This is a genomic window from Ruegeria lacuscaerulensis (assembly GCF_013031245.1).
GTDB lineage: Bacteria > Pseudomonadota > Alphaproteobacteria > Rhodobacterales > Rhodobacteraceae > Ruegeria > Ruegeria lacuscaerulensis_C.
Genome location: NZ_WPZL01000009.1, coordinates 1 through 21,372, shown reverse-complemented (window position 1 = coordinate 21,372; position 21,372 = coordinate 1). Strand labels below are relative to the sequence as shown.

General features: G+C 54.2%; 16 protein-coding genes and 2 pseudogenes. 10 read left to right on the top strand and 8 right to left on the bottom strand.

What is annotated here, in order from left to right:
- Positions 1-19: 19 nt before the first annotated feature.
- From GOX66_RS12750 to GOX66_RS12725, 6 genes and pseudogenes are all read right to left on the bottom strand, one after another.
- Positions 20-916, bottom strand: a complete 897-nt coding sequence (locus GOX66_RS12750; protein ID WP_170763126.1) for a hypothetical protein — start codon at positions 914-916, stop codon at positions 20-22.
- 148 nt (positions 917-1,064) lie between these two features.
- Positions 1,065-2,360 (bottom strand): gluzincin family metallopeptidase, encoded by a 1,296-nt coding sequence (locus GOX66_RS12745; protein WP_170763125.1) that lies wholly within the window; start codon positions 2,358-2,360, stop codon positions 1,065-1,067.
- A gap of 43 nt (positions 2,361-2,403) precedes the next feature.
- The gene (locus GOX66_RS12740; protein ID WP_170763124.1) at positions 2,404-3,717 is read right to left on the bottom strand and encodes a TfuA-like protein; all 1,314 of its coding nucleotides are present in this window, start codon (positions 3,715-3,717) and stop codon (positions 2,404-2,406) included.
- The gene (locus GOX66_RS12735; RefSeq protein WP_170763123.1) at positions 3,714-4,919 is read right to left on the bottom strand and encodes a YcaO-like family protein; all 1,206 of its coding nucleotides are present in this window, start codon (positions 4,917-4,919) and stop codon (positions 3,714-3,716) included. The genes GOX66_RS12740 and GOX66_RS12735 overlap by 4 nt, the downstream gene beginning before the upstream one ends.
- Positions 4,920-5,792: 873 nt before the next feature.
- Positions 5,793-6,461 (bottom strand): annotated as a pseudogene (locus GOX66_RS26305) (IS30 family transposase); the annotation flags it as partial.
- A gap of 107 nt (positions 6,462-6,568) precedes the next feature.
- A pseudogene (locus GOX66_RS12725) lies at positions 6,569-7,477 on the bottom strand (IS30 family transposase).
- Positions 7,478-8,078: 601 nt separating this feature from the next.
- Here GOX66_RS12725 and GOX66_RS12720 point away from each other — a divergent pair.
- The gene (locus GOX66_RS12720; RefSeq protein WP_170763122.1) at positions 8,079-8,702 is read left to right on the top strand and encodes a sulfotransferase family protein; all 624 of its coding nucleotides are present in this window, start codon (positions 8,079-8,081) and stop codon (positions 8,700-8,702) included.
- Between the two features lie 66 nt (positions 8,703-8,768).
- Positions 8,769-10,541: an adenylate/guanylate cyclase domain-containing protein gene (locus GOX66_RS12715; protein WP_170763121.1), complete on the top strand. Its 1,773-nt coding sequence runs from the start codon at positions 8,769-8,771 to the stop codon at positions 10,539-10,541.
- Between the two features lie 1,085 nt (positions 10,542-11,626).
- Here the strand turns inward: GOX66_RS12715 and GOX66_RS12710 are convergent.
- Complete coding sequence (locus tag GOX66_RS12710; protein WP_170763120.1) at positions 11,627-12,310, bottom strand: IS6 family transposase; 684 nt, start codon at positions 12,308-12,310, stop codon at positions 11,627-11,629.
- On the opposite strand from GOX66_RS12710, the gene GOX66_RS12705 reads away from it, so the two are divergent.
- The 3 genes from GOX66_RS12705 to GOX66_RS12695 all read left to right on the top strand — a co-directional run bounded on the left by GOX66_RS12705 (position 12,298) and on the right by GOX66_RS12695 (position 13,876).
- Complete coding sequence (locus GOX66_RS12705; protein ID WP_170763119.1) at positions 12,298-13,218, top strand: helix-turn-helix domain-containing protein; 921 nt, start codon at positions 12,298-12,300, stop codon at positions 13,216-13,218. The genes GOX66_RS12710 and GOX66_RS12705 overlap by 13 nt on opposite strands.
- A 95-nt stretch (positions 13,219-13,313) precedes the next feature.
- Complete coding sequence (locus GOX66_RS12700; RefSeq protein ID WP_170763118.1) at positions 13,314-13,598, top strand: CopG family ribbon-helix-helix protein; 285 nt, start codon at positions 13,314-13,316, stop codon at positions 13,596-13,598.
- The gene (locus tag GOX66_RS12695) at positions 13,595-13,876 is read left to right on the top strand and encodes a type II toxin-antitoxin system RelE/ParE family toxin (RefSeq protein ID WP_170763117.1); all 282 of its coding nucleotides are present in this window, start codon (positions 13,595-13,597) and stop codon (positions 13,874-13,876) included. Before GOX66_RS12700 ends, GOX66_RS12695 begins: the two co-directional genes overlap by 4 nt.
- A gap of 266 nt (positions 13,877-14,142) precedes the next feature.
- Here GOX66_RS12695 and GOX66_RS12690 read toward each other — a convergent pair whose 3' ends face one another.
- On the bottom strand, positions 14,143-15,174 hold the full coding sequence (locus GOX66_RS12690) for a LacI family DNA-binding transcriptional regulator (protein WP_170763116.1): 1,032 nt from the start codon (positions 15,172-15,174) through the stop codon (positions 14,143-14,145).
- A 113-nt stretch (positions 15,175-15,287) separates the two neighbouring features.
- Between GOX66_RS12690 and GOX66_RS12685 the strand changes: the two genes are divergently transcribed.
- From GOX66_RS12685 to GOX66_RS12665, 5 genes are read left to right on the top strand one after another with little or no spacing between them, the layout of a single operon-like run.
- Positions 15,288-16,799: a tripartite tricarboxylate transporter permease gene (locus tag GOX66_RS12685; protein WP_170763115.1), complete on the top strand. Its 1,512-nt coding sequence runs from the start codon at positions 15,288-15,290 to the stop codon at positions 16,797-16,799.
- Positions 16,796-17,251, top strand: a complete 456-nt coding sequence (locus GOX66_RS12680) for a tripartite tricarboxylate transporter TctB family protein (protein ID WP_170763114.1) — start codon at positions 16,796-16,798, stop codon at positions 17,249-17,251. The genes GOX66_RS12685 and GOX66_RS12680 overlap by 4 nt, the downstream gene beginning before the upstream one ends.
- Positions 17,252-17,295: 44 nt before the next feature.
- The gene (locus tag GOX66_RS12675) at positions 17,296-18,255 is read left to right on the top strand and encodes a Bug family tripartite tricarboxylate transporter substrate binding protein (RefSeq protein WP_170400716.1); all 960 of its coding nucleotides are present in this window, start codon (positions 17,296-17,298) and stop codon (positions 18,253-18,255) included.
- Positions 18,256-18,314: 59 nt separating this feature from the next.
- Entirely contained in the window at positions 18,315-19,736 is a 1,422-nt protein-coding gene (gene sauS, locus GOX66_RS12670; RefSeq protein ID WP_170763113.1) for an acylating sulfoacetaldehyde dehydrogenase, read from the top strand.
- On the top strand, positions 19,733-21,265 hold the full coding sequence (locus tag GOX66_RS12665) for a class I adenylate-forming enzyme family protein (protein WP_170763112.1): 1,533 nt from the start codon (positions 19,733-19,735) through the stop codon (positions 21,263-21,265). Before sauS ends, GOX66_RS12665 begins: the two co-directional genes overlap by 4 nt.
- Positions 21,266-21,372: the final 107 nt, after the last annotated feature.

Here is a 21,372-nt window from a genome sequence, read left to right as displayed (position 1 = left end):
CATGGCTTAAGGCTCGAAATCAATCACCACCGCGTGCTTTTGCACCGCTGACTTTGGCGCCGCTGACCTTGGCGCCGCTCACTTTAGCGCCCGAGACCTTCGCGCCGCTGACTTTGGCACCCGATACCTTCGCTCCGCTGATGGCCGGGCTGTCGAAACCAAAATAGATGTCGAGCAGAACTTGTTCGAACATACCGGTGGTGACGTCCATTCGGATTGTATAGTCAGCTTTGTCGTAATTCCAAACACGGATATCGTTGGCGATCTGATAATCTGCTGCGGCAACACCACTGAGTGAAGGATCGTTAGGGGCTCGCGACGCTAGTTTTCCAGGATTGTTCCTATCGGTTGCGCTCTCACCTTTGCCGTGAACCAGAAAAACTGTTGGTTCGGGCAAATCGTAATACGTCCCCTCATAGGCAAAACCATAAATGCGAGCCAGACGAGGGTTGGCACCATACTGTTTTTTTAGCTGCGCATTGTCGCCAAGTTGTTCAGTCAGATTTTTGCGGAACTTAAATCGCTGTTTGTCTACACCCCCACCAGAAATATCCTCGGTTTGCTCCCAGAAGGTATCCTCGAATTTATTACCCTCTTCAACTTCAACGATGCTGCCTTCTGCCACTGTGGTGCGATTGATAAGTTTGTACTTGGTTGGATCGGCCTGCACTTCAACCTTGTAAATTCCGCTTTTTTTGGGGCCATACCCCATAACCAGAACGTCGTTTGTATCCACGACTTCTTCACCGTCAATCAAGTCAGTTTTCACAACCTGGTTCGTATCAAGCGGGACTTTCGCTTTTGTCGCAAGACGAACTGTTTCATCAGGGTTCGCCTTGGACTTTCTTATTTTCAAGTCATGAAGAAGACGGCCAAACAACAACACTTCGGAAAAATTGAGCAAGGACTCAGACATATCACTCTCTCCCAACTACGGGATTGACGGAGTCAGAGACCTCATCTCCCCCTCTTTGTGGCTCGAACAATTGCAAGCCAAAATGTTTCCAATAATCACCCCCAGATTGCATGCCATAAAACCGCTTAAAAATAAAGGGTTTTAGGCGTTAGCCAGGAACCTGCGTACGGACCGAGTTTGAATGAGAGTCTTCCTCAGGGTCAGGCAGGCGTGGCCCAGCGGTTGCCAGACCGATATCACGCATGCGGAAATTGCCTTCGATAATGCGGCGAAATGCGCCTCCGGTGATCTCCTGATCAACAGCCAGCAGGGCCTTTTCCACTCCGAAATAGCTGAGCATATCCGCATCCAGCCGCTCCCACGCGTCAGCCAGATATGTGCCCAGATAGTCGCGCGCCTCAAGCAGGGAGATGCGGAAACCTTCAGGATTTTGCGCGTAACGTGCATCAAAAATTCCCTGCATCGCTTCGCTGTATTGCGGTGACCCTTCCAGCTGATCCGACAGGTCTTCGTCCTCAGCCGAGATCAGACCGTGCAACAGCAACCGCTCGTGATAGATATCCACGAAAATATCGAACATTGCCCCGGTCAAAGGTTCTGACAAGGCGTGTTCACTGGACCATCCCGCGGCAAATTCCGACAGGGACCGGTTGTTGGCCGCAATCCGTATCTGCGCATTCTCCGACAGTTCGGCAAAACGGCTCAGGCGGTTGAAAGTATACAGATTGCCCCGGGTGTTTTCGAGAAGCGTTTCGACGACCGACCCAAAATGCAGCGAGGCCAGCAGCGCCACCATGTCGGCAGCGGATTCATGAAACCCGTAATACTCTCCCGAGGCATCTCCGTCAGACGGCATGCCGATCACGCTGTAGATGATGGCATGCCCGATTTCATGTGCGACCACGTCGAAATTCAGGCTGTAGGGGCGATATTCGTCCCCGTGTTCGTGGGTGCCGCCGGTTTCCAGAAATCCCCAACCTATATGCGCATTGTCGAGACTGGGTAGCAGCGACAGTTCCAGACGGTCGAAATCGCGGGCGAAATGCCAGGGAATTGGCCTGTCGAAATAGCCTTGCCAGACATCCATGGTGAAATGTGCGGACCCAAATAGGTGGGCGGCCTCAAAGGCCGGATCCGACGGGGCGATATGAATAAAATTGCCGAATTCATCGGGCATGGCTGGCGGCTGAATATACCCGTCCCATGGAGGCAGATACATACCGGGTCCGTCTGGCCCCGGGACGATCGCGCCATAGGGTGTCGTCTTACCCACCGGGTTGACCGTGTACATGCGCGGCCCCGACGGCCCAGGCCCGATGCTGCCTTGAGGCGCTGATACCTCAACCAGTTCCAGTTGTGCATCCGGTTCCAGAAAAGGCGATTGCGGAAATAGCAGGAACCTGGTCCCGGGTTCTTCGTCTTCGGTGTGTTCGGGTAAGTTCATAATCGCCCTCCCGTGACGTGCCCCGGTGTTGTCCGCCAACTATCTAAGCGGTGGCGTCTTCGGGGTCGGTATCCCTATGGCAAAACAAAAACTCAGCTTCTATCAAATCATAAAACGCGTCGCGGTCAGGCAGACCAAGCGAAACTGCGTAGGATTCAAGATCATCCGGCACCTCCTGGTCAAGACGTGTTTCAAAATACCATATCAACAGGCGCAGGCGATCTGCACCGGCCTCTCCCCCTGAAGCGCCATATTGCGCTTTACTGGCGGCGCGGTTGCGTAATTCCGTATATTGATCCGATCGGCGCAATTCTGACAGCATCAGAGCGTCGAGCGTTCCCGCACGTGAAGTTGTTGCGGCTTCGATCCTCGCTGCATCGGCCAACATCGCTTCATAGCCTTCAGGGCTCAGATCATTGGCTTCAAGCCAGGACATTAGATCAACACGACGAGAAAGGCCCGCTTTGGCTCTGTGGTCTGCCATTTGCTTTACCAGAGCGTCACGATCGGGCTCCAGATTCTGTTTCGAGGCGTCCTCTCTTGATAGCAGAGCCAGAACCGCGCGGTCTCGTAACCGTGAAAACAACTTTGGGTCCAGGCGTACTTCGTCAACCACCGCGCGATCAGCTGTCAGATCGTCCGCGTCGACACGCGTGCGCAACCCTTTCCACATCAGCGTTCTTTCCGTTCGCACAGGTTCTGAAGGGGGCAGGGGGTGCCCGGCCAGATGTTCGGACATTCGCGTCAGCATGGCCCTTGCATCCTGAGCCTTGGCGTCAACTCGGCCCTCGGGCAGCCATTTCACAAACTCCGCGATACCGGGATGGTCTTTCATCGGGTCGGTTATTCTAGGCCACACGCGGTGACTATAATGCATCGCCTTAGCGCGGCCCAATACATCTTCAGCAGCTTCAGCCGGCAGAATTCCCGAAGATTGTGCTCGGTCCACAGTCGCGCGGATCGACACCATCGGTTCACTGAGCGCCTTGAACCCCAATTCAGCAGGGCTATGCAGAACAGCGACCTCATCGTCATCTTGAAGAGTGCCGCTGAGGTAGTCCTCGAAGATCTGCCCCACACCGATCATCCCGAAGCTGGCCAGTTCAGCAGCCCGCAACGCCCCCATGCTGGCGCTGCCGTAGACCGGTATGCCTTGCTCCATCGCCCACAGAATTTCCTTATGCCAGACCGAAGGAACACCTTCGAAAAACCCGTCAATGATCCCGATCGTTGACGGGTTTTCCCGTACGGCACGATAAACGTCGCCTTGCCGCACGGGAGGGAGGACCGTCGCATCCAAACATTCGGAAACCGCGTCGGGTGTAAGGGTAGGTCCCACAAAAACCACGGCCGTCATTCAAGCCCTTCCCTTATACGCTGCGCTCGGACTCCGGGAACATAATCCGGATCGTCATGGGGTGCCTCCAGCCCGGGAATAACAGCTCTGACCACTGCGATGTCGTACTCTGGACGTGAAAGATCGACGGTCACCACCTGAGTGATCCCGGCTTTTGAAAGGTGGTCCAATAACAACTCAAGGTCTTCTTCGAATGAACCGGAGACGAAGGTTGGACAGTCAGAAAAACTCTGGTCTGCCGCAGCACCGTCAATAAGGTCACGCACATAACTGCCTCGCTCGGTCTTAGCCTGATCCGTGAACTCCGCCGGATCCAGGTCGTCCCGCGCGCCCGAGATATAGGTCAGCCGGGTTTGCGCCGCTTCCGTCAAAGCGCGGAGCAGGGCGATGGCGCGGTCCGGATGGCACCCGTCACCGATACCAATGTGGCCGGACGACCCGCCGGCTTCACAAACAACGCATCTAAAGCTGGCGACGCCAATATCTGAGGTTGTGTTCCATAATCCGACTTCCAGCCCAGCATCGGCAATCATTTCAATGGCCTGTCGACATCGCGTGTCGTCAACACTGTCGGGATCCAATCGCTCAGCTGTGGGAAAGTGATGCCACAGGGTTGTGGCATCCCGTTCGATCAGCTCGCAAATTGCGTGGCAGCTCGCCTCGGCTAGGTTGTTGCCCGACGCCAGTCCGTTTGTGGTTCGTGGAAACGCGGCCTGTCCGCCAATCGGCGCATTCGTATAGTCGGTATCAACCATTTCAAGAGGCACCCAGCAGGCGCTATCGGTTACCAAATCCAGACCCTGAACCCACAGCATGTTTACGTGCGGGTCAAATTGCCCGCCAGTTACGCGCGGCAACCCATCGACGTCGACAACCGACGTTTCTTCTACAAGGTCCGCATATCTGGCCAGGCGTTGCGGCAACAGGACCCGTTCGGCATGCCAGGCTTCGATAGCCTCCATCACTCCCGAGGCTTCGGCTGCGCGCAGAGAAAGACCTTTACCCAGCGACACAGCAACCGATCTGGAGTTTGGGCGGGTGACCATCACCGTCGGCAACCCGATCCTGTCCAGCCCGGTCAGGTTTGCAATCCGGGTAATGCCCATATCCCGAAGATACGGCTTTACGATTTCAAGGGTTTGTTCCGGATCGCGCAGCCGGTGCGTATCCAGCACATATTGCTTTTGCGATGTGGTGGGCATGTTGCGGACCTTGCCTAATACGCGTGCAATTGACCGCAGCGTGAAAAAAATGCGCCGGGTCAGCCTGTTAGAACCAAGGATGATGGATCAGCCCTTTTGGGTCAACAGCGATTAACAATGGCTCTGTCGCGAGGCTTTGGTGGAACAGAACTTCTGCCGGATTCGACTGCAACCGGCGGTATAGACCTAGCGGCTTCGATTGAAATTAAGCCTGGGCGAGAGGCAGGCTAATGACACTCAGGTTGTGTTGCAAAAATTGGGCTCGGATTGACGGGTTTGCGTGTTTTTATGCATTTTTGAGTGCGCGCGCTACTTATTCTTAGCTGGCACACTCCGGTCAATCTGGCCTGGCCATCGGGGTCGTTGAATCCACCCGGCGCGAGGGGGGAGGGTCGTACCCCCCCACGTGGCCGACGGCTTCCTTTTTCTGGCCGCATACTGATTTAAGGCGGCGGCCGGCCCCTTCGCCCTACCGACCCGATGGCAGGGTTAGCCTGCGGCCAAATCCGGCAGTCAGTTCAAAGGAGCAGCGCAGTTGTGGTGATTCTGTTGCCCGACTTTTTCGACCGCCTAAAGAAGGCAACCTGCGATTCTGGAGTATGGGAAACCCTTCAAGCCGCCTCCAACGGTATCGCTCGCGCGTGCAATCGATCCTGCAAGGGGACGTGTCCGTGACAGGCAGGTTTGTTACCGAACAACTAAACGCGTTGGTTGAGCCCAAAATAGCTGACGTGCTCTCAGGAAACAAAAAAGTGCCCGAAACTACGTTAATTGATCTGTTTCTAAACTTGTGATTCCATCCAAGTAGTCTCAAGGGTTGTTGCGACGGTATCCGCTATCTCAGTTTCATGAGTTCATCTCTGATTGCTTCGTTTGGGGCAGGGGTTCTATAACGTTCATCAGCTTGTTCATGAAATGCGTCGAACTGCGGTTGTTGTTTCGAAACAGAACTACGTCTTTCGTTCGACCAGCGAGGCGACGTTCAATTTACTTGTGTGGCGCTCGTAGATCATCAGATCGCCTTCCCAATCCCTGAATTCTTCGTGAGTCCTCACATGATCCGGGCGCTGGTGAATGGATCGATGCGGCGGAAAAATCTGACCCCTGGGGCGCCTGGCATAGCGTGGCCGGCGCTTTTTACGCCGGTTTGGCAGGTGCTGCACCAGTTGTTCGGGCTGTAGACTAAGGATATATCGTTTCGTGGCTGACCCGGACAGTCTGATCATCAAAACCAAGGCGGCCCGCAATTTGTTCCGGTGTCCAACCTGCAATCAAACGGTTGATGACAGGCGCGCAAGCTTTCAAGTCGGATCAACTTGCACCGCCGAGACCTCCGAGAATGCGCAGTTCGTTGTACTTTGACGCCGTAGTAACCGCTCAGATGCGGTAACTCACCGTCTGCGTAACCGTTCCGCCTGATCTCCCGGTAAACGGTTGAACGATGCCTTCCGATCTCGGCCGCGATCTTGCTTACCACCATTTTGCGTTCAGCATGTTCTCAATTGCGCGCCGCTCGCGCAGATCCAGTTCCGTATGGGCCAATTTCCGTTCTCCCTGCTTTTCAGCAAGATAGGGAATTTGTCGCAACCCAGTTTAGAAGGTGCCCGGCTTGTGAACTCAACTTGAAGCGCCAATTCTGATTTGTACTTTTACGTCAGCCGGTTCTGTATTTCCATCAGCGTTCTTTCGAAGACTTCGACCGGCCTCCGAAAGCCGAGACACTTGCGCGGTGTGGAATTGAGGCGATGGCAATTCGACCTTAAAAATCGATTTGTCAGCGGTCGCGATTTGTGCGCCATTGGTTCAAGCACAATGAGCGACGGTTCGGTTGATCTCGGGAGGTATCTTGTCAGCCTGTTGTTGGTGTTTTCGACCGTGCCGTTCGGGACCGTTGATCAAGGAGTCCATGATCGGCTTCGAGTGACGATCCTCGTTGCGCATGACGACGCCATAGCGGCTGACACGTTCGACGAGAGAGGTCACGTTGACCTTTCCATGCTCTTTGCGAAACATCATGAAGTCACATTCCTAGTGACCGAATTCTGAGCGTTCAGAGATACGCTCGGGCCGGTGTGACAGGCTTTGGGTGTCGAAAATATGGGTTCGGTTGTGCCTGCGGTGCCCACGCGGTCTGCGGTGTTCAGGCAGGTGGCGGTAGAACTGTTCTTCGCGACCGTCCTTCGAATAGGCAAAACGGTAGATTGTCTCGTGGCTCACGCGGATCGGATGGCGTTCCAGGCGCATGCGACCCGCGATTTGTTCTGGTGACCAGCCGGCCTTCAGGCGATCTTCGATGGCAGCCTTCAAATCCGGATGTACGATCATCTTCCGATGGATGGCCCGGCAATGTTCCTACATGTTCTGCGCCGCTGTCGCGTGATGCCCGTTCAGCTGCGGTAACTCTTTTTCTCCGAAGAAATTGCGTTTCAGTTCACGATAGATCGTCGATGGAGCGCGACCCAGCCGACCGTGATCTCTGGCACCGGCATTTTGGCTTCGCCCCACTTGGCAATCTTACGACGTTCTTCCAAACTCAGGTGAGGGTAACAGCTTCCCATTAAACATCCTCCATTCAAATATCTGATTTGATACAGAATTCGCACTTCGTTTGCGAATCCTGTCGGATTACACAATTGCTGAGACTGCGGTTGCAAGAAAATCAATTACTTAGTGTTTTTAATTTCTGAGACTCTGGAATTCGCGAACTACTAGCAGAACTATTGGTAAGCAGCCCTTCGTTTAACGCGCAGAGAATGACCGCGAAGAGCCCTACCTGGAAGTGCCAAAAAAATTCACTACGCTTGCACACAGCGCGACGACTCGCTGCACAGCGGCTGGAACAACGGCCATTCAGGCAAAGCGCAGTTTTGTTTCGATAGGTAATGACTGGGTCCCGGAAATTTACGTGCATTCGGAGATCATTCGGGAATCGAGGCTTTTTGTTACGAGCAAGCCAGCTACACTCTATCTGCGCAGCCGATCGCAGATGGTTCTGATTTGCACGCTTAATTCGCACTGGCGTTCCAATGGCGCGAAATCTGTTAAGATAGAGTTCGATGGCTAATTAACTGGCTTAGCGACTTAGCCGCTTCAGTTTCTGTTCCTTTTTTGCGCTATCGTTCGAGAATGCTACTTGAGACAACCTGAAAGGGGGGGGCCATGAGGCTGAAAGTTGTAGGTGCGGGGATTGGACGAACCGGGACATATTCGCTCAAGATAGCCTTGAACCAATTGGGGGTGGGCCCTTGCTATCACATGGAGGAAGTGCTGCATAACATGTCGTCGCATCTGCCCCTGTGGCAGGCAGCGGTTCAGGGAAACCCCGACTGGCCGGCAATCTACCAGGGCTATCAAAGTGCTGTTGACTGGCCGACAGCGCGTTTCTTTCGCGAATTATATGCTGAATATCCCAAGGCAAAGTTCATTCTGGGCTATCGCAGTCCGCAAAGTTGGGCTGAAAGCTTCTCACAGACGATTTACCAGCTTTTGTCCGACATTGAGAAAGCACCCGCAGAGCAGCGCGAGTGGCTAACAATGGTCACCGAGTTGATTACGCAAAACGGAATACCGCCCGGCCTGGATGTCGCGGGTCTTGAGAACGCTTTCATCGCTCATACTGAAGCGGTCAAGGCAGAGATTCCGGCTGGGCGCCTGTTGGTTTTTGAAGCCAAAGACGGATGGGAGCCGCTCTGCTTGTTTTTGGGAGTTCCGGTTCCGGATGAACCGTTTCCGCGGACCAATAATCGGAACGAATTCTGGGAGCTTGTGAAAGGCGCGCCGTGATTGTCTGAATCGGGGTTATACGATTTTTTAGCAGAGTGTTATGGAGAATCCGAAGGATAGCCTCACGTGACAGAAAACCGAAAACTGGCTGCAATCCTGGTTGCTGATATCGTGGGATTCAGTCGCCTGACAGGCGTGGACGAAGAAGGCACACTGGCACAACTGCGAGCATTGCGCAGTGACCTCATTGATCCGTCGATATCTGAGCACAACGGGCGGGTGGTAAAACGAACCGGTGATGGTGCTTTGGTGGAATTCCGCAGCGTGGTTGAAGCTGTGCGATGCGCTATCGAAATTCAGAGCGCCATGATCGAGCGCAACGCCGGTTTGCAGGAAGATCGCTGGATCAAATTTCGCATCGGCATCCATCTCGGCGATGTCGTCGAGGAGGGCGATGGCGACTTGATGGGAGATGGAGTTAACATTGCGGCGCGGCTTGAAGGCATCGCCGATCCGGGCGGAATCTGCCTGTCTGAAGATGCCTATCGTCAAGTCAAGGCGCGGCTTGATGTATCGGCGACAAATTTGGGCAGGACGGCGCTAAAGAACATAGCCGAGCCTCTGAACGTCTACGCATTGGCTGTGGGTTTATCCGCGAAACCGATGGCTCGACAGCTGGGTGCCCCAGCAGATTTTGCCGTCCCGGAAAAACCTTCGATTGCTGTTTTGCCGTTCACGAATATGTCGGGAGACCCCGAACAGGAATACTTCGTCGACGGCATGGTGGAAGATATTATCACGGCGCTGTCGCGGTTCGAGCAACTGTTTGTCATCGCCCGAAATTCCAGCTTTATCTACAAAGGATGCGCAGTAGACATAAAGCAAGTCGGTCGTGAACTTGGTGTTCGCTACGTGCTGGAAGGCAGTGTGCGCAAGGCTGGTGACCGCGTTCGTATCACGGGACAGCTCATCGACGCTGACACGGGCACCCATTTGTGGGCGGATAAGTTCGATGGCCGTCTCGTAGATGTATTCGATCTTCAGGATCAGATTACCGCGAGCGTGGTTGGGGCGATTGAACCTACTATACGCAAGGCGGAGATTGAGCGCGCACGGCGGAAACCAGTAGAACACATGGGCGCTTATGATCTTTACCTTCAGGCGCTTCCTCATATTTACGCTGTGAGTCCGGGCGAAAATTTGAAGGCTCTGGAGCTTCTCAAGAGAGCGATTGAACTGGACCGGGAATATGCGCCGGCGCTGGCTCATATGGCGTGGTGTCTGGTTCAGCGCGCAACGCGGTCTTGGGACGTCTACAGCGACGACGATGCGGGCCTCGCCGTATCCCTGGCTCGCCGCTCTCTGACTCACGCAAGCGACGATGCGCATGTCGTTGTGTTGAGTGGCTTTGCCCTTTCCATGTTGCGTCAAGACCATTTGGCTGGGCTAGACGCCGTCAAACGCGCGGTAGACCTCAATCCCGGATCAGGTTTTGTCAACGCCATGGCTGGCGGCGCCTTGATTTTCGGAGACGATGCCGTGGCCGGTCTCAGCCTGTTGGACCGAGCCATGGATCTGTGCCCGAAAGATCCCAATTACTTCAGTTACTTGACAGTAGCGGCCTATGGCCATCTTTTTTGTGATCGCTTCGATAAGGCAATTGAGTTGGCGCAACGTTCACTTGCACTGAATGCCAAATGGGACTCCACTTACTGGGTGTTAATCACCGCCTATACCTTGCTCAAACGCCCGGACGAAGCAAAGGCGACCGCCAAACAGCTGTTGAATGTGTGCCCGGAAGCGACCGTGTCGCGATACAGCCGCGTCCTCCCAATCCGGAACCAAACGTCACGCGAAACGGTCATTGAAAGTCTGAAAAAGGCGGGGATTCCTGATTGATGAGGCTGACTTTGAGGACCAAAGTTTCGATTCAAATAACGCCTCCAATTATCATTTTTGACGAATATTGGCCTCCAGCTAACAATAATCGAACTCCGTTTTTTTTTAGGAAGGGAACCAGCACTTCTTTACGCGTATGGTCTTGGCAGCATCAGCATTTTCTGTGTTGATCGATTTTCCAAGTGTCTGACGTCAGCCATGCCTAACGTCAGCCAAAACCGACGCGTTTGGATGCCGGAATCGGAAAATTTGCTGCGTTGCCGAAAAATACCGCTGCCAGAGCGAAATTCTATTCCACCTTATGCACCCGCATCCGCCGCACGGGCATAAGCCCGGAAAGTTGCGCACACTGTGAGTTCAACGGCTTCAGGAATTAGCGTCGGCAGCGAATGTTTTGTGTGGATGGCTCCTGCATAGCAAGTCCTTTTTGAGTTGATTTCGTGCGTTTGTCAGAAGCAGTCATGTGTCCGGCCTGTTTGCGCGGTTTTGACCGCTGGCCTTGATGGGTTCCGCAAACCAGCTCCCTTACAGGAATACGGGCTGTACCGCCCGGGACATTCGGTGGGGTGTTCTGGTTTTGGCGGCTGACTTGTGCACAATCATCTCGCGGGTCTTGCTAACTCTTTGTTTCTCTGGTTTCAGGCTGCAACTCTTGGGCTATAAGGTTCGTTGCGTGCACAAAGCGCGGATTTTCTGCGATTTCTGAATTTTCGCTGCTGGAACGCAGAGGGAAACCGGCCATTCGATCACGGCGCGACGAAATTTGTTACCGGTTCATCCCGCCCATCAGGGATCTTCCCTCCAAACGGTTATCCGATTGCGCAGATTGCAGCCTGGTCTCGTGCTTGTATCAAAAAGCAATCTGTCCAAGTGTCACTGGCTTTGCGACGAAGGGAACATTCTTGACTTTATGCTGGGCAAGAACCACAAAAGTGCATTGGTGAAATTTACTCGTCGTCGTGATGCTGCCGACTTCGATGATCCAATGGCCTTCAGAACAACTGTAGCATGTGCCCCAGCATAGGAACGGGTTGGCTTTGTCGCAAACTTCTCTGAAGTATGAAGGCGGGTTGAAATTGCTGTGTTTAGACGGTTAGCTTCGCAAACTGCTTGAGTGGGCAGATTCCGACTCCGAACAGGCCCTTTCGGATCATCTGCGCAACTTCGATTCCATCAAGCGTTGCAGTGGCGGACGCAAACGATTTGAAACCGAGCATTGGGCGGATTCGACGTTTGATGAAACGGTGGTCCTGTTCCACGATGTTGTTGAGGTATTTTCGTCTAACCATCTCGGCCGGGATAGGACAACCAAAGCCCTTCAACATCTTGTTGATGGCATTGGTATCAGCCGTGGTGGCTCCGCTTTTGTCGATCACTATCTTTCTCGGGAACCCGTTTAGCTCGAGCGCACGAGCGAAGAATTTTGCCGCTGCAGCTTTGTTCCGGCGCTCGGACAGCATGAAATCAAGGGTCTTTCCGTGTTTGTCGACTGCGCGGTACAGGTAGACCCATGCGCCTTTGACGCGTACATAAGTCTCATCCATTCGCCAGGATCGATCACAGAAGCGTTTCTGACGACGCGCCCGGTCGGCGACCAGTGGAGCATATTTGACGATCCAACGGTTCAGTGTCGCATGATCGACCGACACGCCGCGCTCAGCCAGGATTTCTTCCAAATCCCGGTACGACACTGAAAATCGCAGATAGAAGAACGCCGCGTGCAAGATCACGTCCTTTTGAAAATGCACTCCCTTGAATGAGATTGTCACGGCCTGCCCCTGTCTGTTTTGGGCACGCGTCTATCAAATCTTCAATCAACCTAACTGGTACGCTCGGAGTTTGCGACAAAGCCGTTGAACGTCATATCTCGACTCTAGCCAAGCTTGGGATTGTTCGACGCTTAATGAGCTCAAATGGTAAACGTTGGGCGCGCCGAGACCGACAGGGGAGGGTGGTCACAGCAACCGGTCTTTCCCTGATGCCATTATCAGAAAGGCATGCGGAGTTCATCCAGGAAGCCCAGAAGCATGCTGATTGCGTTTTGGAATTCACAGTGCTCCGCGATAAGGTATCGACCGGCCTAGCTCGTCTGAAAGACCTTGTAGCAGACGATGGCTTTATCACAGATTTGATACCCAAAGTTCGTAATGCTCTGGGCCGCAAGCCGGATGCGTGTTTCCTCAGGGAACTTCTGGATGAAATCTCTGTGGAAATCTCAGAGATAACACCAGCCTATATCGAAAAAATGAGGGCCAATGACCATGAAATTGAGGGGCAAAAAGAAGACTCTTTAAATCCGATAGTTAAGAAAGAAAAACATTTTCAGATTCAAGTTTTTCCAGATCAAATGGAGCGCAGCTCTCCACGGCTGTGCTCGGAACTTCGCTTTGCCCGGGATCAGGCACATTGTGACCGACTTATGGACGATATCGCCGAGTACCTACGATTTGGTCACACCTGGTACGCTATGAAATCGACATATGGCCCAGCTCTCCGTTTCATGGTGCTCGGATATATTTTTCAACGAGCGGAGAACATAAAATCTCACCAAGCCTATTTGATCTCACTGATCTCGAAAATCGATCGAGGAGATATGCAACCAACCGAATTGTTAGCGCAAATCTCAAAAAACCGTGGAAGTGCAGGCCATACCCAAGATATCCCCTCACGCTCATGAGTTCAGAACAACAGGTACAGTTCATGCCGTCGGTCTATTGTGAAAAGCATTCAAGTGTATTACGATGTACTACACCATGGAAATAGGTGATTGCGATGAGTACCAGCCCGTATTCTATCCGTCTTGACGAAGACCTGAGAAAGTCCCTGGAACGGGAAGCCGCGATCGAAGATCGACCACCTGCACAACTCGCCGTGCGGGCAATTAGAATGATGTTAGAATCCAAAGTCGCAAAACGTGCAGCCATTGATGCGGCTGTTGAAAAAGCAGATCAAGGCAAGTTCATCACGGCTGACGAGATGAATGCCTGGATAGACAGCTGGGATACCGAGAATGAACTTTCGGATCCGGTAGCAAGCGGGCAATCCAATAGCCAATGAGAATTGTATTTCTCGAAGATACGACCCGTGACATTCAATGGTTCCGCTACTACTACACATCAGTTTTTCCTGAAGGCAGCGAAAGGGCACGAGCTCATCTCAAAGCCATTCAGCTTACTCTTGCTGCCAACCCTTATGCAGGTCACCCAAGTGACACACGCCGAGACGTACGGGAGCTTTCAGTGCCGCGAACCCCATTCACGCTGATCTATCGTGTGATGCCCATCCAGATTGAAATTCTTCGTCTCTGGGATACCAGGCAGGGCGCGGATTACTGAAACCAGGAGTTTAAAATTGGTGGCATCCAGCGGGCAGGGCAGGGGGCAAGCAACCGTACCTACTTTGCTGTTCGACCATTAGATTCTGCGCAGAGGGCGGAAAGCAGTCCTTCGCTGCAGGTGTATTGCAGGTTGGTGGAACCGCAAAAGCGGATCTCCAAAACGTTTGAAATTCGGTTATTCTTTTGCGCCGCGGGTAACAGTTGCCGCGCTTATAACACGTCCACGGCAAATGCTTCTCTTGAGAATGGGCGTGCCTCGGTTTCTTAAGCGATAGTTGCCGATTTTGTTGTGCCCCTAACAACACATTCCAACTTACAGCAAACTCTGAATGGTTCCTGGTTGTCTGAGGTGATGTATTCGGTGAACTTTTCGCCCGCGAGACTTCCGATGGCTTCAGCCGGGATACGAATTGTAGTGAGACCCGGTTCGACATCTGCAGACCCTTTGAAATCTCCGATACCGATAATTGACAGGTTGTCGGGAACTTTCAAACCAAGGTTCTGGGCCGCAAACAATGCGCCATGCGCAATAACGTCATTTCCGCAAAGCAATGCTGAAGGGCGAGATTGTTCCGTCAAAAGAGTTATTGCCGCTTGCTTAGCCTGAGAGACACTGTAGGGGGCTTCCGATTCATGCTCATCTGGCACGGAAATGCCCATTTTGGCCAGCGCTTCATGTACCGCAGAAAGCCGATGCTGAGCGCGATCATTGCCGTCGGTTTTAGGAAAAATCAGCCCGATGTTCCGATGCCCCAAGGCCAGAAGATGCTCTGTCGCTAGACGCCCGGCCAACCGGTTGTCCGCGCCAACACAAGGAAGGGTGGAATCCTCTGCGTAGTTCCAAATCGCAAGTGCCGGTGTTTTTTGCTGTTCGATCAAACGAGCGGTGGCGTCCGAATGCTCCAATCCGACCAGCGCCACCCCGTCCACACGATGTTCCAGCAGCTTGCGAACCATCGCGTATTCCCGGTCAAGGTCGTACCCATGCGAGGCCAACAACAGGCTGAACCCGTCTTTATCGATCGATTCCGAAAAGGCCTGAATGACTTCGGCAAAAATGGCGTGGTTGATCGTGGGCACCACAAGACCGATTGTTCCCGATCGTTTGCCATGCATCGTCTGCGCCGCTCGGTTTCGGATATACCCCAGTCGCTGAATCGCCCTGTTTATCTTTTTGCGAGTCGCAGGGTTCACCAGATCTGGGTGATTGAAGGTGCGCGAAACTGTGGATGGTGAAACTTTTGCGGCCTTTGCGACTGCCACGATATCCACCTTACCCTTTTGAAAACTGGCCATAATATTCTCCCATCCGGTCGAATTTATGAAAACATTTGCAATACTATTTTCATCGCCTACCCTGATTTGTCAACAAAAGTAAAAGTGTGAACCGACGGGTTGGGAGGCCCTGAATGGAATTCATTTATTACTTCGGAGATGTGTTCACGCCGCTGTCGTTTCTGCTGCTGCTTGGTGGCACGATTGGTGGGCTGATTCTGGGCGCGACGCCGGGACTGTCGCCCACAATGGCCGTTGCGCTCCTGATACCGTTTACTTTCCAACTGGAAGCGGCTCAGGGGCTGATCTTGCTGGGCGCAGCTTACACCTCGACCGTGGCCGGAGGTGCCGTTAGTGCTATTTTACTCAAGATCCCCGGTGCGCCAGCCAATATCGCTACGACGTTGGACGGGCACACTATGGCCAAACAAGGTCAGGGTGCGCGTGCATTGCAGCTGTCCTTTCTGGCTTCTGCCGTTGGTGGCATATTTGGCGTGCTGCTGCTGATCTTTCTGACTCCGGTTCTGGCCAAATGGGCGCTGGCATTTGGCCCCTCGCATTTGTTCTGGTTGGCCATCCTTGGGGTGACTGTAATCGGAACACTGGATTCCGCCTCGGTCGTCAAGGGGCTGCTGTCGGGATGTATCGGGTTGTGGCTGGCCACCATCGGGTTCGACGACATCATGGGTGCGCAGCGGTTCATCTTTCATCCTGCACTTGGCGGAGGCATTAACATCATCGCCGCGCTGATCGGTCTGTTCGCAATTCCGCAGGTGCTGACAATGTTTGCCAAGGGCCGCCAAACGGACGGTGCAGAAGTGATCGAAGTTCAGCACCATTCGATCCTTGCAGCCTTTCGGGAACTGTTCAGCCGAACGAGGGCGTTGAGCATTGGCACGCTGACCGGTTCGATCATTGGCCTGATCCCAGGAGTGGGTGGGCAGATCGCCGGGCTGGTCGCCTATGATCAAACCAAGAAGTTTTCATCCGAAAAAGAAAAGTTCGGTACTGGTCATTCCGAAGGCGTTATCGCCGCGGAATCCGCCAATAACGCTATGGTCGGCCCATCATTGGTGCCGCTGCTGACGCTTTCAATCCCGGGCAGCCCAACAGCCGCCGTTCTGTTGGGAGGATTGCTGATCCATGGGATTTTCCCAGGCTCGGACCTGTTCGATAACCATCCCGATGTAGCCTGGACTTTCATCAATTCCATGCTGATCGGCCAAGTTTTGATGTGCATCTTCGGCCTTTACGTAGCTGGCCTTGCAGCGCGCGTCGCGCAGGTGCCGCAATCGGTGATGGCCGCCATCGTTTTGGCCTTGTCGGTCTTCGGTGCCTATTCGGTGCAGGGCTCGATGGGTGATGTCTATGTCATGGCATGTCTTGGCATTGGCATGTTCTTTCTGGAACGTTTTGGCTTTTCTGCTGCGCCGCTGGTTCTGGGCCTGATCCTTGGGCCGATTGCCGAGGCGAACTTTATCCAAGGCGGCATGATAGCTGACGCCACCGTCGGCAAGGCGTCGTACTTTCTGACCGGTGGATTGAACCTGCTGCTGATCGCAGTGGTACTGGCCTCGATCGCGTATTCGGTCTGGATGGAACTGCGTAGCCGTCGCTACACCACCAAAGAGGAGGCGCAGGCATGAACCGCTCGCAGCACATATTCGGGTCGGGTCTGGTTTTTGCAGTTGGTCTCTGGGTGACGTGGGTCAGCTATACCCAGCAACCCGCCGAGGCATTCCTGTTCCCGCGACTTATCGCATCCGTGTTTGTGGTTCTGGCCGGCTGGACATTTGGCAAAGCCGTGATGGGGTTGTCCAAGGTCGGAAACGGCGTGACACGCAAGATGTTCATAAACATGCTGCCCGGTCTGATCATCACTTTGATCTACGTTTTCTGGGCGGCCAAGTCGCTGGGTTTCTACACCGCAACATCCATCGCCTTTTTCATCCTGCTGTCGATCTACGATCCCGCACCGCACAGCGAGGCTAAAAGCTGGATCAAACGCGTGATCATCACGGTGGTCTTTGTGGCGGTGATGTACGGGCTCTTTGCCATGCTGCTGAACGTCTACACGCCAAGGGAAATTCTGTTCTGACCACACGAGCGACGTGGCTGAACCTAATCTGGGAGGAAACGCAAATGAAACGAATGATTGCTGGGGCAGCACTAGCCCTTATGAGCCTGACCGGCGCCGCTGTGGCAGAGGAATATCCAGAACGGCCGCTTATGTTGATGGTCAGCTATGGCGCCGGTGGCGCGACGGATTTTCAGGCGCGAATTGTGACCATGACAGCCGGGAATGAGGATGCGTTGGGGATGCCCGTCGCCATCATCAACAAGCCCGGCGCCGGTGGGCGCGTTGGCTGGAACTGGTTCGCCACACAGGCTGATCCCGATGGGTATACGCTGGCGGCCTATAACGTTCCGCATTTCATTGCCCAGTCGATAAAGGGTGGCGTGGAATATTCGACCGACAGCTTTGAACCCATCGCAAACTGGGGCGCAGATCCAGCGGTCTTTGTTGTTGGTGCCGATAGTGAATTCAACTCGATGGAGGATGTCGTTGCCTTTGCCAAGGAAAACCCCGGTAAGCTGACCGTATCCGGCGCGGGTCTTTTTGTAGGCCACCACATTGCGGCCCTACAGATCGACAAGGCAGCGGGGACCAAGATGGCCTATATTCCGACCAAAGGTGGTGGTGCCGCAGCCATGAAAGCGGTGATCGCCGGTGAAGTTATGGGCGGCATCAACAACCTGTCCGATGCGTTCCGCGCGCAAGAGGCGGGTAATGTCAAAATCCTGGGCGTTGCAGACCTGGAGCGCAGCGCATTCCTGCCGGACGTGCCGACGATGAAAGAACAGGGGCTGGACGTGGATAACTCGTCGGTCAATTTCCGCGGCGTGATGGTGCCCAAGGGCACACCCCCTGAGGTGATCGAGAAACTGGCCGCCACCGTGCCCGAGATGTTCGCGAACGACCGCGTAGCCAAGAAGATGGAAGCAGGTGGCTCGCCCATGCACATCATGACACGCGACGAAGTGATCGAGATGTGGGCGCAGCGCCAGCAGACTTTGAACGAATTGCTTGCCGGTCTCTGATCCGATCGCTTTTTACGGGGCGGAGTAGGTCCGCCCCAAACAAACAATCGAGGACCAAGATGAACGCTCAGGATGGGGTTTCCCCTGATATCGCTGAATTAGATCGTATCGTGGCACGCGCGCGTAAGGCTCAGGCGGCTTTCGAAGCTGGTGGCAGTCAGGCGCTTTATGACAAAGCGGCTCTTGCAGTGGCGTGGGCCATCATGGAACCTGTGCGCAATCGGGCGCTGGCCGAGACTGCTGTCGAGACCACCGGTCTGGGCAATGTGCCTGACAAGATTACAAAGAACCATCGCAAGACACTTGGCCTGTTGCGTGATATCGCTGACGCGAAAACCCATGGCATTATCAGTGACGACACGAGTTCCGGTATTACCGAGATTGCTCGCCCAATCGGGGTTATTGGCGCGGTTGTGCCGTCGACCAACCCGGCCGCAACGCCCGCGAACAACATCATCAACGCGATGAAGGGCGGTAACTCCATCGTTGTGGCGCCCTCCCCTAAGGGGGTGGCATCCTGCGAGATGCTGATTGGTTACATTCACACAGAATTCGACAAACTGGGACTGGATCGCGATCTGGTTCAGATGATTCCGGCCCCCGGGTCAAAGGCCAAGACTCAGCGACTGATGGAAACGGTTGATCGAGTGATCTGCACCGGCAGTCAAAACAACGTCCATCGCGCACAATCCTGCGGCACACCTGCGGTCGCAGTTGGTGCTGGCAACGTTACCGTGATTGTGGATGAGACCGCTGATCTGCAAGCAGCAGCCGCCAAGATCGCTGCTTCGAAGTGTTTTGACAACGCGACTTCGTGCTCCTCTGAGAATGCGTTGGTCGTGGTGGACGCGGTCTATGACACCTTTGCCGCGGCGATGGTTGCCGAGGGCGGTGCATTGGTGCCGTCTTCCGGTGCAAGTGACATCGTCACGCGGCTATGGCCAGACGGTCATCTCAACCGGTCCGTCATTGCACAGGATGCCGACAAAATGCTCAGAGCATTGGGGATGGACGATAAAGTGCCCGAGAGAACCAGGTTTCTGGCCGTGGAAACCGACGGCATAGGCCCGGATCACCCCCTGTCCGGGGAAAAGCTCAGCCGGGTTTTAGCGCTCTATCGCGCGGCGGATTTCGAAGATGCCAAAGCCACAGCCGCTCGCATTCTGGCGTATCAGGGGGCGGGGCATTCAGTTGGAATTCATACTGGCGACGACTCGCGCGCGGTTGGATTGGGCCGTGACCTGCCCACCTGTCGTGTCATCGTGAATCAGGCGCATACCTTTGCCACCGGTGGCAGCTTTACAAATGGCATGCCTTTTTCGCTCTCGATGGGCTGCGGCAGTTGGGGGGGGAATTCCATCGACACCAACCTGCATTGGCGACATTTCGTGCAGACCACCAAGATCGTGCGGGAAATACCTCCACGTGAACCCGAACTTGAGGAAATTTTTGGCGAATACTGGTCGGAGGCCGGACAATGAGGGAACCGCCCAAGGGAACCGTCCGCGATTGGTTGAACCAAAGAGCAAATCAGGGGGGAACCGGTTTTGTTTTCCCGGATGGGGCTCCAGACCTGAGCTGGGGTGAATTGCGCGAAACTGCCTGCCGGATCGCAGTCATGTTGACCGGTATGGGAGTGGAAAAAGGGGAAAGCGTCGCCATCCTTTACCCCAATTGCCGTGAAGCGCTTGAGGTTCTTTTCGGCGTTCTCTACGGCGGGTTCCGGGCGACGATGATTAACCTTGTTGCTGGCGACAACGCCGTAGCCTACGCACTAGAGCACAGTGGCGCGCGTTATAGCTTTGTACATCCCGGACAAACGGAGTTATTCGAGCGAACCGCCGATCCCACCAAGATCACGCCGCTGCACGCGGCAGATGCCACCGATACCGACGGCAACTTACATAGCATCTCGTCCGACAGTCATGCGCTATTGATGTATACGTCCGGCACTACTGGGCGCCCCAAGGGCGTGGTCCACACGCATTCCAGCCTGTTGGCAGGGGGCTGGACGACTACGATTGCGCACGAGTTGTCTGAGGCTGATCGCGGGTTTTGCGTTTTGCCGATCTATCACATCAACGGGCTGTGCGTGACGGTCATGGGAACGCTGGTTGCGGGTGGATCACTAGCTGTGTGCGAACGGTTCTCCGCCAGCCGGTTCTGGGAAAATTTGGAAAATGTAGAAGCAACCTGGTTTTCGGTCGTGCCTACCATAATTTCCCATCTGCTGCAGTCCGATACCAAACCGGACGTCCAATCCCGCCAGCGGGTGCGGTTCGGGCGTTCTGCGTCTTCCGCTTTGGCACCAGATGTACAGCGTGCGTTTGAAGACCGGTTCCAAATCCCTATCGTGGAAACCATGGGGCTTACTGAAACCGCTGCACAGATATTGTCCAACCCATTGCCACCGGGCATCCGTAAAATTGGGTCCCCGGGTATTGCATTCGGGAATGAGGCGGCAATCTTTGACGCACATTGCCAACCAGTGCCGCGCGAAACGGAAGGCGAGTTGGTCATACGCGGGCCGAATGTTATGTTGGAGTACCTCAAGAACCCCGAAGCAACAGCAGAAACATTCACCGCCGATGGTTGGTTGCACACCGGTGATCTCGCCCGCATGGATGAGGACGGTTATGTATATGTCACCGGTCGACTGAAGGAGCTAATCATCAAAGGTGGTGAAAACATTGCCCCGCGAGAGATCGACGAGGCGCTTTATTCTCACCCCGACGTTGTGGAAGCAGCGGCATTTGCCCGTCCCTGTAGCAGCTATGGTGAAACCGTCGAGGCAGCGGTTAAGGTTCGCGAAGGTTCTAAGTTGACGCCCATGGATCTGTCCAAGATCTGCGAAGCCCAACTAGGCCGTTTCAAGTCGCCAGACGAAGTTCATATTTTGCAGGATCTTCCAAAGGGGCCATCAGGAAAAATTCAAAGAAACCGGATACTCGAGATTGTTAAGGAGGAATCTGACAGCTCCCCCCATGAGCAGCCGAAACATCGATTTTAGAGCAGGCAAAAGTCCGCTCTGAAGAAACCGCATCAGAAAAGCAGCGAACCATTCTATGTCAGGAATGGGCCGCTCGAAACCTGCGAGAGTGGGTGCTTTCCTGACAT